This window comes from Tardiphaga sp. vice154 (genome assembly GCF_007018645.1).
GTDB lineage: Bacteria > Pseudomonadota > Alphaproteobacteria > Rhizobiales > Xanthobacteraceae > Tardiphaga.
Window position 1 is genome coordinate 4,657,296 of record NZ_CP041399.1, and the last position, 14,081, is coordinate 4,671,376.

At 64.2% G+C, this 14,081-nt stretch carries 10 protein-coding genes; 5 read left to right on the forward strand and 5 right to left on the reverse strand.

Annotated features, from left to right (window positions below):
* Position 1 precedes the first annotated feature (1 nt).
* The 3 genes from FIU28_RS21935 to FIU28_RS21945 all read right to left on the reverse strand — a co-directional run bounded on the left by FIU28_RS21935 (position 2) and on the right by FIU28_RS21945 (position 4,514).
* The gene (locus FIU28_RS21935; RefSeq protein ID WP_246660768.1) at positions 2–1,873 is read right to left on the reverse strand and encodes an extracellular solute-binding protein; all 1,872 of its coding nucleotides are present in this window, start codon (positions 1,871–1,873) and stop codon (positions 2–4) included.
* Complete coding sequence (locus FIU28_RS21940; RefSeq protein WP_143576335.1) at positions 1,870–3,747, reverse strand: extracellular solute-binding protein; 1,878 nt, start codon at positions 3,745–3,747, stop codon at positions 1,870–1,872. The genes FIU28_RS21935 and FIU28_RS21940 overlap by 4 nt, the downstream gene beginning before the upstream one ends.
* Positions 3,748–3,962: 215 nt before the next feature.
* On the reverse strand, positions 3,963–4,514 hold the full coding sequence (locus FIU28_RS21945) for a c-type cytochrome (protein WP_143575232.1): 552 nt from the start codon (positions 4,512–4,514) through the stop codon (positions 3,963–3,965).
* Positions 4,515–4,715: 201 nt separating this feature from the next.
* Between FIU28_RS21945 and FIU28_RS21950 the strand changes: the two genes are divergently transcribed.
* Positions 4,716–5,456, forward strand: a complete 741-nt coding sequence (locus FIU28_RS21950) for a 3-deoxy-manno-octulosonate cytidylyltransferase (RefSeq protein WP_143575233.1) — start codon at positions 4,716–4,718, stop codon at positions 5,454–5,456.
* A 25-nt stretch (positions 5,457–5,481) separates the two neighbouring features.
* Positions 5,482–6,330, forward strand: coding sequence for a prephenate dehydratase (locus tag FIU28_RS21955; protein WP_143575234.1), 849 nt, complete (start codon positions 5,482–5,484; stop codon positions 6,328–6,330).
* Positions 6,331–6,374: 44 nt separating this feature from the next.
* On the opposite strand, the gene FIU28_RS21960 is transcribed toward FIU28_RS21955, so the two are convergent.
* Positions 6,375–6,776, reverse strand: a complete 402-nt coding sequence (locus tag FIU28_RS21960) for a YciI family protein (RefSeq protein WP_143575235.1) — start codon at positions 6,774–6,776, stop codon at positions 6,375–6,377.
* 441 nt (positions 6,777–7,217) lie between these two features.
* Here FIU28_RS21960 and metF point away from each other — a divergent pair, with 441 nt between their 5' ends.
* From metF to FIU28_RS21975, 3 genes are all read left to right on the forward strand, one after another.
* Positions 7,218–8,117, forward strand: a complete 900-nt coding sequence (gene metF, locus FIU28_RS21965) for a methylenetetrahydrofolate reductase [NAD(P)H] (protein WP_143575236.1) — start codon at positions 7,218–7,220, stop codon at positions 8,115–8,117.
* Positions 8,118–8,120: 3 nt separating this feature from the next.
* Entirely contained in the window at positions 8,121–12,011 is a 3,891-nt protein-coding gene (metH, locus tag FIU28_RS21970) for a methionine synthase (protein WP_143575237.1), read from the forward strand.
* 74 nt (positions 12,012–12,085) lie between these two features.
* Complete coding sequence (locus tag FIU28_RS21975; RefSeq protein ID WP_143575238.1) at positions 12,086–12,466, forward strand: hypothetical protein; 381 nt, start codon at positions 12,086–12,088, stop codon at positions 12,464–12,466.
* Positions 12,467–12,560: 94 nt separating this feature from the next.
* On the opposite strand, the gene glpK is transcribed toward FIU28_RS21975, so the two are convergent.
* Complete coding sequence (glpK, locus tag FIU28_RS21980) at positions 12,561–14,057, reverse strand: glycerol kinase GlpK (RefSeq protein ID WP_143575239.1); 1,497 nt, start codon at positions 14,055–14,057, stop codon at positions 12,561–12,563.
* Positions 14,058–14,081 lie beyond the last annotated feature (24 nt).

The window sequence follows — 14,081 nt, forward strand, 5'->3', positions numbered from 1 at the left end:
TCTATCTGGCCTGTTCGCTCGCGGGCTTCGAGGCCCACCACAGATCGGGGGCGCCGACGCCGATATATTTCGGCAGGTTGGCAGGATGACCGAATACGTCCCAATAGGCCAGCCGGTGCGCGCCGGAATACCATTGCGGCACCCAGTAGCGCCCGGCGCGAACCACGCGGTCGAGCGCGCGCGCCGCGAAGACCAGCTTCGCCCGCGTATCGGCGGCGATCACCTCGTTCATCAGCGCATCGACGACCGGGTCGGAAATCCCGGCAAGATTGTTGGAGCCCCTGGTGGTAGCCGACTGCATCGAGAAGAACGAACGCAGGGAATCGCCGGGCACCGTGGAGAAGCTGAAGCGCTCGATCATGAGGTCGAAGTCGAAATCGTCACGTCGGGCGCGGGCCTGTACGGGATCGACGACCCGCAATGTCGCCTCAATGCCGAGAGTGCCTAAATTCTTGATGTAGGGCATGTGGTGCGGCTGGAAGGTCGGCTCGTCGAGCAGGAACTCGACCTTGAACGGCTCGCCCTGCGCGGTCAGGCGCTTGCCGTCCTTGATGACGCAGCCGGAATCGTTGAGCAACTGGATCGCACGGCGCAGCAGCGTGCGGTCCTGGCCGGAGCCGTCGGAGGTCGGCGGCACATAGGGCGTGGCGAACACTTCGGCCGGCACCTGACCTCGAAAAGGCTCGAGCAAAGCGAGTTCTTCCGGCGACGGCGGGCCGGAGGCCATCATGTCGGAATTCTGGAATGGCGAGACCGTGCGCTGATAGGCGCCGTACATGATCGACTTGTTGGTCCACTCGAAGTCGAAGGCATTGCCCAGCGCCTCGCGCACGCGCGGGTCCTTGAATTTTTCGCGTCGCGTATTCAGAAACCAGCCCTGCGCCCCGGACGGCGTGTCGTCCGGCAGCGTCTCGCGCTTGACGCGGCCGTCGAGCACGGCCGGGAAATCGTAGCGTGTGTTCCAGGTCCGCGACGTGAATTCCTCGCGAAACAGGTAGTTGCGGCCGGTGAAGCCTTCGAAGGCGACGTCACGGTCGCGATAGAAATCGAAGCGCACCGTATCGAAATTATAGAAGCCGCGGCTGACCGGCAGGTCGGCGCCCCACCAGTCCTTGACGCGGTCGAGTTCGATGTAGCGCCCGACCTCGAAGCGACCGACCTTGTAGGGGCCGTTGCCGAGCGGAATGTCGAGCGAGGATTCATCGAACGGGCGCGCCGCATAATAGGCTTGCGAGAAGATCGGCAGGCCGGCGACCAGCAGCGGCACGTCGCGGCCGCGCTTTTCCGCAAAGGTGACGACCAGCGTGGCATCGTCGGTCGCTTCGGCCCGGGCCATGTCGCGCAACTGCTGGCTGATCAGCGGATGGCCCTTGCTTTTCAGCGTGGTCAGCGAGTACGCCGCGTCGCGCGCGGTGAGTTGGCTGCCGTCGTGGAAACGCGCCTCCGGGCGCAGCTTGAATGTGTAGGTTAGGCCATCGCCGGAAATCTGCACGGACTTCGCCACCAGCCCGTACATCGCATCGGGCTCGTCCGCGGCGCGGAGCATCAGCGGCGAGAAAGTCATGCCCATGCCCTGCGCGCCGTCGCCCTTGAGAATATAGGCGTTGAGCGAATTAAAGGTCGAGAACGACTGGTTGAAGGCGCGGGTCGACGGCACCGTCGAGAACACCCCACCCTTCGGCGCCTTGACATTTACATAGTCGAAGTTCGGAAAATCGGCCGGGTATTTCAGATCGCCGAACGCCGAGATGCCGTGCATCGGCGTCTCGTCTTGCGCTTGCGCCGGCGAGAAATGTGTGGCGGCGACGGCGCCGAGCCCCAGACCAAGCACATGGCGGCGGTTCAGACCACGCTGTCGAGAGATGTCGCTCAAGACCGCTTGCTCTTGGCGGCGCGCTCGGCGTCGTACCACCAGATAGCCGGAAAGCCGGACTGGCCGTATTTCGGCGGCTCGGCGGGACGGCCGAACCGATCCCAGCGCGCGGTACGGACCTTGTTGTAGGTGAACTGCGGCACGACGTAGTGATTCCACAACAGCACGCGATCCAGCGCCTTGGTGGCCGCAATCAGATCGGCGCGGTCCTTGGTGAAGATCACGCGGTCGATCAATTTGTCGATCGCCGGGTTCTTGATGCCGACGACGTTGCGCGATCCCGCCATGTCGGCGGCCTGCGAGCCCCAGAATTCGCGCTGCTCGTTGCCCGGCGAAAGCGACTCCGGCCAGATCGAGCCGACGATGTCGAAATCCCAGCTGCGCAGCCGGTTTTCATATTGCGTGGAGTCGATGGTGCGAACCGAGACGCCGATACCGAGCCGTTCCAGCGACGGCTTGAAGAACAGCATGATGCGCTCGGAGTTGGGATCCTCGCCGAGCAGTTCGAGTTCGAACGGCACGCCGGTCTTGGCATTGACCAGCTTGCGCTCGCGCACCTCAAAGCCGGCTTCCTTGAAGAGCTTCAACGCCTCACGCAAATTCTCGCGCACCGCCTCGGGACTGCCACCGACGGGATTGCTGTAGGGCTTGGTGAACACTTCCGCCGGCACCTCGGCGCGCACGATCTCCAGTATCTCCAGTTCGCGGCCTTCCGGCAGGCCGGACGACGCCAACTCGGTACCCTCGAAATAGCTGCCGATGCGCTTGTACTGGTTGAAGAAGATCTGCTTGTTCATCTCCTCGAAATCGAACGCATAGTTCAGCGCGCGGCGGACGCGCGGGTCCTTGAACTTGTCGCGGCGCAGGTTCATGGCAAAGCCCTGCATGACGCCGGACGAGCGGTTGAGGAATTCCTCGAGCACGACGCGCTTGTCGGTGACCGCCGGGAAGTCGTAGGCCGTCGCCCAGTTCTTGGCGCTGTTCTCGGTGCGCCAGTCGACCTGGTCGCCCTTGAAGGCTTCTAGCGCCACGGTGCCGTCGCGGAAATATTCGTAGCGCAGCTCATCGAAATTGTGGCGGCCGACATTCACGTTGAGGTCGCGCGCCCAGTAATCCTTGACGCGTTCGACCACGATCGAGCGGCCGGCGACGAATTCCTTGATCTTGTAGGCCGCGCTGCCGAGCGGCGGCTCCTGTGTGGTCGCGGAAATGTCGCGCTTGGCACCGGAGGCATTGGTGCCCTCCCACCAGTGCTTCGGCAGCACCAGGAGCTGGCCGACGATCTGCGGCAATTCGCGATTGCCCGGCCCGTCGAAGGTGAATTTGACGTCGCGCTCGCCCTGCTTCTCGGCCTTCACCACATGGCGGTAATAGGCCGAATATTGCGGGTGATGCTTCTTGAAGGAATCCAGTGAAAAGATCACGTCTTCCGGCGTCACCGGCTTTCCGTCGTGCCATTTCGCCTGCGCGCGCAGGCGGTAAGTGGCCGAGGAAAAATCCGCGGGATGGCTGACGGATTCGGCGAGCAGGCCGTATTCGGTGGACACCTCGTCGAGCGACGGCGTCGTCAGCGATTCGTAGATCAGGCCGACGGCGGCGGCGATGTTGCCCTTCACGCCGGACACGACGATGTTGAAATTGTCGAAGGTGCCGAGCGCGATCTGGCGCGCCACGCCGCCCTTGGGGGCTTCCGGATTGACGTAATCGAAGCGCGGAAAGCCGGCCGGATATTTGATCTCGCCGAACAGCGATAAAGCGTGGCGCCATTCCGCCTCGGGGACCGCGGCTTGCGCAAGCGCAGGCGCCGCACCGAGCATGGGGACGAGGGCGGCAAAGGCGCTGGTCTGCAGCAGACGTCGTCGGGAGAAGGCCATGGGCAAGATGCTGAATTCCTGTGAACCGAAGCGTCGAGTAGAGCGGACATATAAGGCGAGGATTCGACCGATTATGCCGGGTTTCCCTGAGGATACCATCCCCGCATCCTAGCCCATTGCGGCCAAACGTCCCGCTTAAGCTTTCGTAAGGCAAAACGAAAACGGCCAGGCTGAGCCTGGCCGTTCGTTCCAATGGATGCTTTTTGCGGGCTTGTTTACTTCGCGGCCGTCGGCAGCGGCACCGGGGTGTCGGCCAGCGAAGCCAGATAGGCGATCACGTCGGCGCGCTCGCTGTCCTTGGCGATGCCGGCGAAGCCCATCGCGGTGCCCGGAATATAGGCCTTCGGACTGGTGAGGAACTTGTTGAGCGCATCGAAGGTCCACTCGCCGCCCTTGCCCTTCATGGCAGCCGAGAAGTTGAAGCCGCCCTTGGCGGTGCCGATCTTCTCGTTGACGGTGCCGAACAGATTCGGACCGACGCGGTTCGGGGCGCCCTTTTCGAAGGTGTGGCAGGCGGCGCACTTCTTGGCCGCGCCCATGCCCTTTTCGACCGAGGCGGTCTGCAGCAGCTTCTCGATCGGTTCGGAGGGCCCCGCGGCGGCCGCCTTGGCGCCGCCGGCCGCCTCTTCCTTTACCGCGATGTCGTAACCGGGCTTTTCTATTTTCTTGGGGGAAAAAATCGCGTCTGCCGTGATGCTGGTCGCCATCAGCAGCAGGCAGGTGCCCAGAATGGCACCGATGATCTTGTTGAGTTCAAAGGAGTCCATCGTCAGTCAGGCTCCGCGCCGTAAGGCGGTGGTGGGCCGTTGATCGGCCGCGTTGTCTCGGAATCGCGCGTTCGCGGCTGCTAAGGCAGCGAAATTGAGATAACGGTTTGCCCCCGCTCTGGCAACCCGTATAAACGCCGCAATCCGCCACCCCATCCCGCATATCCTGACGCGTTTCCGCTGGGTTCAGACTGCATCGCCATGACCGAGACCCGAACCCTGATTCTGATTCCGGCGCGCATGGCGGCGACCCGCCTGCCCGGCAAGCCGCTGCTCGACATCGCCGGCCTGCCGATGATCGTGCACGTATTGCGCCGGGCGGAATCAGCCGGGATCGGCCGCGTGGCAGTGGCCACCGATACGCCGGAGATCGCGGATGCCGTCCGTGCCTGTGGCGGCGAGGCGGTAATGACGTCTGCCGAGCACCCGTCCGGCTCCGACCGCATTTTCGAGGCGCTTGGCCTGCTCGATCCGGACGGCAGGATCGATACCGTGATCAATTTGCAGGGCGATTTCCCGACCATCCTGCCGGACAATATCCGCGCCGTTCTGGGGCCGCTGGCCGACCCGGCCGTGGATATCGCCACATTGGCCGCGGAAATCCATACGGAGGAAGAAAGCACCAACCCCAACGTGGTGAAGGTGATCGGCTCTGCGCTCGGCCCGCAACGGCTGCGGGCGCTGTATTTTACGCGTGCCACGGCCCCCTGGGGCGACGGGCCGCGCTACCATCACATCGGCCTCTACGCCTACCGGCGCGCGGCGCTGCAACGCTTCGTGGCACTGCCGCCCTCGCCTCTCGAATGGCGGGAGAAGCTCGAGCAGTTGCGCGCGCTGGAGGCCGGCATGCGCATTGACGTCTCCATCGTGGATACCGTACCGCGCGGCGTCGATACGCAAGCCGACCTGGAAACCGCGCGGCGTGTCCTGACCAACACGTGAGCGATCGATCACAGACGAGAACACCATGAAAATAGCATTCCAGGGCGAACCCGGCGCAAACTCCCACATCGCCATCGTCGAAGCCTTTCCGGACGCCGAGCCGCTGCCCTGCGCCACCTTCGAGGACGCGCTGGCGGCGATCTCGTCGGGCGAGGCCGAACTCGGCATGATCCCGATCGAGAACTCGATCGCCGGCCGGGTTGCCGACATCCATCATTTGCTGCCGGCATCCGGCCTGTTCATCGTCGGCGAGTGGTTTCTGCCGATCCACCACCAGATGATGGCCCCGCGCGGCACCAAGCTCGACGACATCAAGACCATCGAGAGCCACGTCCACGCGCTCGGCCAGTGCCGCCGCATCATCCGCAAACTCGGCCTGAAAGCGATCGTCGCCGCCGATACCGCGGGCTCGGCCCGGGCCGTGGCCGAGCGCGGCGACAAATCCTGCGCCTCGCTGGCGTCGAAGCTCGCCGCCGACATCTATGGCCTCGATATCCTGGCCGAAAATGTCGAGGATGAGGACCACAACACCACGCGCTTCGTGATTCTGGCCAGGGACGCCAAATGGGCGGCGCAGGGCTCCGGGCCGCTGGTGACGTCGTTCGTGTTCCGGGTCCGCAACTTGCCGGCCGCGCTCTACAAGGCGATGGGCGGCTTCGCCACCAACGGCGTCAACATGACCAAGCTGGAAAGCTACATGGTCGACGGCAATTTCTTCGCCACCCAGTTCTATGCCGACGTCGACGGCCACCCCGACGACCGCAATCTGGCTTTCGCGCTGGAAGAGTTGCAGTTCTTCAGCCGCGAATTCCGCATCGTCGGCGTCTACCCGGCACACCCCTTCCGCGCCAATTACGGCGAAGCGCCGGAGTAGTCGCGCCGGCCTCTCCGTCAGAGGCCGTGCGCTCGTCAGGAAGCTTACCCCGCGGCGTGATCCGCCAGCGCGTGGGTCGCATCCAGCGCCGCGCCGGGCAGGAACAGGATGATCGGGCGGATCTCGTAAACCGCGGTCGGATTGACGCGGCGCAGGTCGCGCGCGGCGGCGATCGCGTCTTCACGCGACGTGCATTCGGCGACGTAGAAGCCCAGCAACTGCTCCTTGGTCTCGGCGAACGGGCCGTCGATCACCATCCCGGCCCCGGGGCCACGCAGGGTGAAGGCGTCCTTGGTTGCGCCCAATCGCGCGGCGGGGCCAAGGCGGCCCTCGGCCGTCAGCCGGTCGTGCACCCCATGCAGGCCGCCCATCACCGCGGCATCTTCTTCCGGCGTCCAGGACGCGACGACGTCTTCCACATGATAGGCCAGTATCGCGTAAAGCATCGGTTTCACCTTTCGTCGGGATCGAGCACCAAGGACGTCGCGGCGGCGTCGGTCCCGACATTAGCGGTATCCGGGTGAATGCTCGACACGGCCGCCTCGGCTAACTCGCGGGCCGACCAGAAGCAGATGCGCCGTCTACCCCGTGGGCCGAACCCTCTTACCTACATCTCGACTTCAATTCCGCCCACGATCTTAGGCAGGCAAAATACCGAGATAAACAGCTTGAACCGTTGAAATTAACTGCCCACTCAAGGCGATTTCCTTCTATTTATCCGCCCTCGCTTTCATAAAATGGGCCACTTCCCACGCCTTTCTGCCGGAAAATGGGCTATGTAGTCCCGACTTTCCGCCTATATTGTTGCAGCGCACGGGTGTCCCGGACACCGCTCGCTCGCAGGACAACCGGTCACCGCCCGCGCGGGCCGCGTGGAGTTAGCCGACATGAGCGATATCGCAGCGCCCGAACCGACCAGGCTTCCCAACATTTCCTTCGAGTTCTTCCCGCCGAAGACCGAGGAAATGGAACGCAGTCTGTGGGAGACCATCACGCGACTGGCGCCGCTGTCGCCGAAATTCGTGTCGGTGACCTATGGCGCGGGTGGCTCGACTCGCGAGCGCACCCATTCCACCATCACCCGGATTCTCAATGAGACCGCTTTGGTCCCGGCCGCGCATCTGACCTGCGTCAACGCCTCGAAGGGCGATATTGACGACGTGGTCGCGCAGTATCACGACGTCGGCGTCCGCCACATCGTGGCGCTGCGCGGCGATCCGACCACCGGGATCGGCACGCCCTATCTGGCGCATCCCGACGGCTACCAGACCTCGGCGGACCTGGTGGCCTCGATCAAGCGGCGCTATCCGGACATCGACGTCACCGTCTCCGCCTATCCGGAAAAGCACCCGGAGAGCCCGGACTTCGACGCCGATATCGACGTGCTGAAGGCCAAGGTCGATGCCGGGGCGACGCGCGCCATCACCCAGGTGTTCTTCGACAACGATCTGTACTTCCGCTACCTCGACCGCGTCCGCGCTCGCGGCATCGATATCCCGATCCTGCCCGGCATCATGCCGATGCATAATTTCAAGCAGGCGCGATCCTTCGTCACCCGTGCCGGCACCAGCGTGCCGGCCTGGCTCGATGAGAAGTTCGACGGCCTCGACAACGACGCCGAGACCCGAAAGCTGGTCGCCGCCACCGTGGCCGCAGGCCAGGTGCAGAAGCTCGCCAAGCAGGGCGTCAGCGACTTCCATTTCTACACCATGAACCGCGCCGATCTCGTTTTCGCCATCAGCCATTTGCTCGGCTTCCGGCCGAACGGCGCGCAGAAAGCAGCCTGATCCATGACCGTTCCCGTTTCCGCCAAACGTACCGAACTGCTGAAAGCTGCTGCCGAACGCATCCTCGTGCTGGACGGTGCCATGGGCACCATGATCCAGGGCCTGCAGTTCGACGAGGCCGCCTTTCGCGGCGAGCGTTACAAGGATTTTCACCGCGACCTGCGCGGCAACAACGATCTGCTGATCCTGACCCAGCCGCAGGCGATCGAGGACATTCACGCCGAATATCTGCGCGCCGGCGCCGACATCGTCGCCACCAACACCTTCTCCTCGACCTCGATCGCGCAGGCCGACTACGACCTCGCCGACATCGCCTATGAGATGAGCTTTGAAGGCGCCCGACTGGCGAAGAACGCTGCCATCAAGGTCTCCGCCGAAGACGGCAAACCGCGCTTCGTCGCCGGTGCCATTGGTCCGACCAACCGCACCGCCTCGATCTCGCCCGACGTGTCCTCGCCGGGCTACCGCGCCGTCACTTTCGACGACCTGCGCATCGCCTATAGCGAGCAGATCAACGGCCTGCTGGACGGCGGCGCCGATCTGCTATTGCTCGAAACGATCTTCGATACGCTGAACGCCAAGGCCGGGCTCTACGCCATCGCGGAAATCTGCGAGGCGCGCGGCATCGACGTGCCGGTGATGATCTCCGGCACCATCACCGACAAGTCTGGCCGCCTGCTGTCCGGCCAGTTACCGGAAGCGTTCTGGAATTCCGTGCGCCATGCCAAGCCGGCGACCATCGGCTTCAACTGCGCGCTCGGCGCCGAGGATCTGCGCGCGCATATCGCGGATATCGGCCGCGTCGCCGATACGCTGGTCTGCGCCTATCCGAATGCCGGCCTGCCCAATGAATTCGGCGCCTATGACGAGAGCCCGGAATTCATGGCCGGGCTGATCGGCGAATTCGCCAAATCCGGCCTCGTCAACATCGTCGGCGGCTGCTGCGGCACCACGCCGGACCATATCGCCGCGATCGCCAAGGCCGTGGCACCCCACAAGCCGCGCATCGTACCCGAGATCGAGCCGCGCTTGCGTCTGTCCGGCCTCGAAGCCTTCGAGCTGACGCCGGAAATTCCGTTCGTCAATGTCGGCGAGCGCACCAACGTCACTGGCTCGGCGAAATTCCGCAAGCTGGTGACCGCCGGCGACTACACCGCGGCACTGCAGGTCGCCCGCGACCAGGTCGAGAACGGAGCGCAGATCATCGACGTCAACATGGACGAGGGCTTGCTCGATTCAGAGCAGGCGATGATCACCTTCCTCAACCTCGTCGCCGCCGAGCCGGATATCGCCCGCGTCCCGGTGATGGTCGACTCCTCCAAATTCAACGTGATCGAAGCCGGCCTGAAATGCGTTCAGGGCAAGCCGGTGGTGAACTCGATCTCGATGAAGGAAGGCGTCGACAAGTTCATCCACGAGGCCAAGATCGCGCGTCGCCACGGCGCCGCGGTGGTCGTGATGGCGTTCGACGAGGTCGGCCAGGCCGATACGTTTGCGCGCAAGACCGAGATCTGCAAACGCGCATACGACATCCTGGTCAACGACCTCGACTTCCCGCCGGAAGACATCATCTTCGATCCAAACATCTTTGCGATCGCGACCGGCCTTGAAGAGCACAATAATTACGGCGTCGACTTCATCGAGGCGACGCGCTGGATCCGCCAGAACCTGCCGCACGCGCATATTTCCGGCGGCGTCTCCAACCTTTCATTCTCGTTCCGCGGTAACGAGCCGGTGCGCGAGGCGATGCATTCGGTGTTCCTGTATCATGCCATCAAGGCCGGCATGGACATGGGCATCGTCAATGCCGGGCAGATGATCGTCTATGACGACATCGATCCCGAACTGCGCCAGACCTGCGAGGACGTGATCCTCAACCGTGACCCCGGCGCCTCCGAGCGACTGCTCGAGCTTGCGGAAAAATTCCGCGGCCAGGGCAAGGAAGTGAAGGAAAAGGATCTCGCCTGGCGCGAGTGGCCGGTCGAGCGGCGGCTCAGCCATGCTTTGGTGCACGGCATCACCGAATATATCGACGAGGACACCGAGGCCGCGCGCCTCACCGTGGCGCGTCCGCTGCACGTCATTGAGGGTCCCTTGATGGACGGCATGAATATCGTCGGCGACCTGTTCGGCGACGGCAAGATGTTCCTGCCGCAGGTGGTGAAATCCGCCCGCGTGATGAAGCAGGCGGTGGCTTGGCTGATGCCGTTCATGGAACAGGAGAAGGCGGATAATCTCAAAGCCGGCATCAAGGGCGACGGCCGCAAGAACGCCGGCAAGATCGTGCTCGCCACCGTCAAGGGCGACGTCCATGACATCGGCAAGAACATCGTCGGCATCGTGCTGCAATGTAACAATTTCGAGGTGATCGATCTCGGCGTTATGGTGCCGGCGTCGAAGATCATCGAGACTGCCAAGGCCGAGAACGCCGACATCATCGGCCTGTCCGGCCTGATCACGCCGTCGCTCGACGAGATGAGCTTTCTCGCCAGCGAGATGGAGCGCCAGGGGCTGAAGGTGCCGCTGCTGATCGGCGGCGCCACCACCAGCCGCGTGCATACCGCGGTGAAAATCGAGCCGAACTACAAGGGCCCGGTGGTCCACGTCAACGACGCCAGCCGCGCCGTCGGCGTCGCCTCGTCGCTGATGTCGGAAGACAGGCGCGACGCCTATGCCGCGGAAATCCGCGCCGATTACGCCAAGATCTCCGCGGCGCATTTCCGCGCCCAGGCCGACAAGAAGCGTCTGAAGCTGACGGATGCACGCGCCAACGGCATGGTGATCGACTTCACCAAGGCGCCGCCGCAGAAGCCGACCTTCCTCGGCATCAAGTCGTTCAGCGATTACCCGCTGGCCGAGCTCGCCGAATACATCGACTGGACGCCGTTTTTCCAGACCTGGGAACTGGCCGGACGCTTCCCGGCGATCCTGAAAGACGACAAGGTCGGCGATGTCGCGACCTCGCTCTATGCCGACGCCCAAAAGATGCTGAAGCTGATCGTCGACGAAAAATGGTTCAAGGCGCAGGCGACGATCGGCTTCTGGCCGGCCAACGCGGTCGGCGACGACATCGTGCTGTACACCGACGAAACCCGCACCGCGCCGGTCGCCACGCTGCACACGCTGCGCCAACAGCTGGTGAAGCGCGACGGCCGCTTCAACGCCGCTTTGTCCGACTTCATCGCGCCGGTGGCCTCCGGCGTGCCGGACTATATCGGCGCTTTTGTCGTCACCGCGGGGATCGGCGAGGACATCATCGCCAACCGCTTCAAGAACGCCAACGACGACTATTCGGCGATCCTGTGCCAGGCGCTGGCCGATCGTCTCGCCGAAGCCTTTGCCGAGTGCATGCATATGCGCGTGCGCCGGGAGTTTTGGGGCTACGCGCCGGACGAGGACCTGCCGGTCGACGAGCTGATCCTGGAAAAATATCAGGGCATCCGCCCGGCCCCCGGCTATCCCGCGCAACCCGACCATACCGAGAAGGCCACCCTGTTCCGCCTGCTCGACGCCGAGAAGACCGCCGGCGTGACGCTGACCGAAAGCTACGCGATGTGGCCGGGCTCGTCGGTGTCCGGCATGTATTACAGCCATCCGGAGAGCTATTATTTCGGCGTCGGCAAGATCGAGCGCGACCAGGTCGATGATTACGCCACCCGCAAGGGCTGGAGCGTCTCCGAAGCGGAACGCTGGCTGGCGCCGGTGCTGAACTACATTCCGACGCAGGAGCAGTCGGCGCAGGACCGCCGCGTCAAGGAAGCCATGACCGCCACGCCGGTCCACGCCCCCGAACCGGCCAACGACGTCATCGCCAAAGAGATGGCCACGCATCCGCCGGGCTGCAATTGCGCGGTACATCTGCAGTTCCGTGGCCGGGCGATCGGCGCGAAGTAATCCACAACGGCGGATTGCGCTTTGTGCCATCCGGGCTAGGCTTGCATCTTGCGGGTGAGCGGTCCGGAGGTGGCATGAGGCGTTTTCTGGTTTTCCTGTTGCTGGGGCCGCTGATCGGTTTCGCGGTCTTTGCGGTGCGCGACGTGCTCGGCGGCAAGATCTATGGCGGCGCCATCGGGCTGCTGGTCGGGCTGCCGTTCGCCTATGTGTTCGGCCTGCCGATCGTGCTGGTGATGTGGTTCGAGGACTGGCTGCTCGAGCGCAAAATGGGACTGTGGCCGAAGCTGCTGACCTCTGCAGTGACGGGCTACGTCGCCGTCATCGCGCTTCTGGTCGTCGCCACCAGCCGCCCGCTGTCGCTGCGCGAGATCCTCACCTTCGGGATCGTCGGCGCCATCCCGGCTGTCGTGTGTTCGTGGCTGGCGCGTGGAAAATCACCAACGGCTCAGTCGTAGCCCGGATGAAGTTAGCGACCGCGGCTCGCGGGCGGTGACGCAATCCAGGAGCCGTCGTACGTATAGATGAGCCGGCCCCGGATTGTCATCCGGGCTACGCCTGGCTCGCCAGCAATCCTTTCACCGCGCGCGTCCAGCCCGCCAGTTTTCGCGTGCGAGTGGCTTCGCTCATGTTCGGGCGGAAACGATGCTCAAGCCGCCAGTTGTCGGCGAATTTCTGCGGCTCCGGATAGAGGCCGACATGCAGCCCGGCGAGATAGGCCGCGCCCAGCGCCGTGGTCTCGCTAATAGTCGGGCGATCGACCGGCGCGTCCAGCAAGTCGGCGAGGCGCTGCATCGTCCAGTCCGACGCGCTCATGCCGCCATCGACGCGCAGCACGATATTGGCGGCGTCGGCCTCCGGCCAGTCGGCGCGCATCGCGGCCAGCAGGTCGATGGTCTGGTAGCACACGCTCTCCAGCGCGGCATGCGCCAGCTCGGCGGGGCCGGTGTTACGCGTCAGGCCAAACAGCGCGCCGCGCACGTCAGGGTTCCAGTACGGCGCACCGAGGCCAACAAAGGCCGGCACCAGATAGACCGACTGCGCATGGTCGGACTGCTCGGCGAGCGGACCGGTCTCGGCGGCGTTCCTGATGATGCCAAGCCCGTCGCGAAGCCATTGCACCGCGGAGCCGGCGACGAAGATCGACCCCTCCAGCGCGTAGGTCCGCACGCCCTTGAGCTGATAGGCAACCGTGGTGAGCAGCTTGTGCTGGGACGCCACCGCGGTGGTGCCGGTGTTGAGCAGCGCGAAGCAGCCGGTGCCGTAGGTCGATTTGATCATGCCGGGCGCAAAGCAGGCCTGGCCGATGGTCGCCGCCTGCTGGTCGCCGGCGATGCCGGCAACGGTGATGGCGCCGCCGAACAATTCGGGATCGGTGCTGCCGAAATCGGCGGAAGAATCCTTCACCTCCGGCAGCATCGCCGCGGGAACCCGCAGCAGGCGCAACAGATCTTCGTCCCACTGCCCGGTATGGATGTTGAACAGCAGCGTGCGCGAGGCATTAGTGGCGTCGGTGGCATGCACCCGGCCCGCGGTGAGGCGCCACAGCAGATAGCTGTCGACGGTGCCGAACAAGAGCTCGCCGCGTTCGGCGCGAACGCGCGCGCCGGGCACGTGATCGAGGATCCAGGCGACCTTGGTGCCGGAAAAGTACGGATCGATGATCAATCCTGTCTTCCCGGTGATCGCGGGCTCGTGGCCATCGGCCTTGAGTTGCGCGCACATCTCCGCCGTGCGGCGGTCCTGCCAGACGATGGCGCGGTGCACCGCTTGGCCGGTCGAGCGGTCCCATACCACCGTGGTCTCGCGCTGGTTGGTGATACCGATCGCAGCAATGTCGCGGGCGGTGATGCCGGCTTTGGCGATCGCTTCGCGGCAGGTCTGCAGCATCGACGACCAGATGTCGTCCGGCTCGTGCTCGACCCAGCCGGACGCCGGAAAATGCTGCGGAAACTCCTGCTGCGCGACGGCGGCGATCGAGAGGTCCTCGCGAAAGACCATCGCGCGGGACGAGGTGGTGCCTTGATCGATGGCGAGGATGAAGGGCATGGGGGTCTCCTCTCTGACAACTCG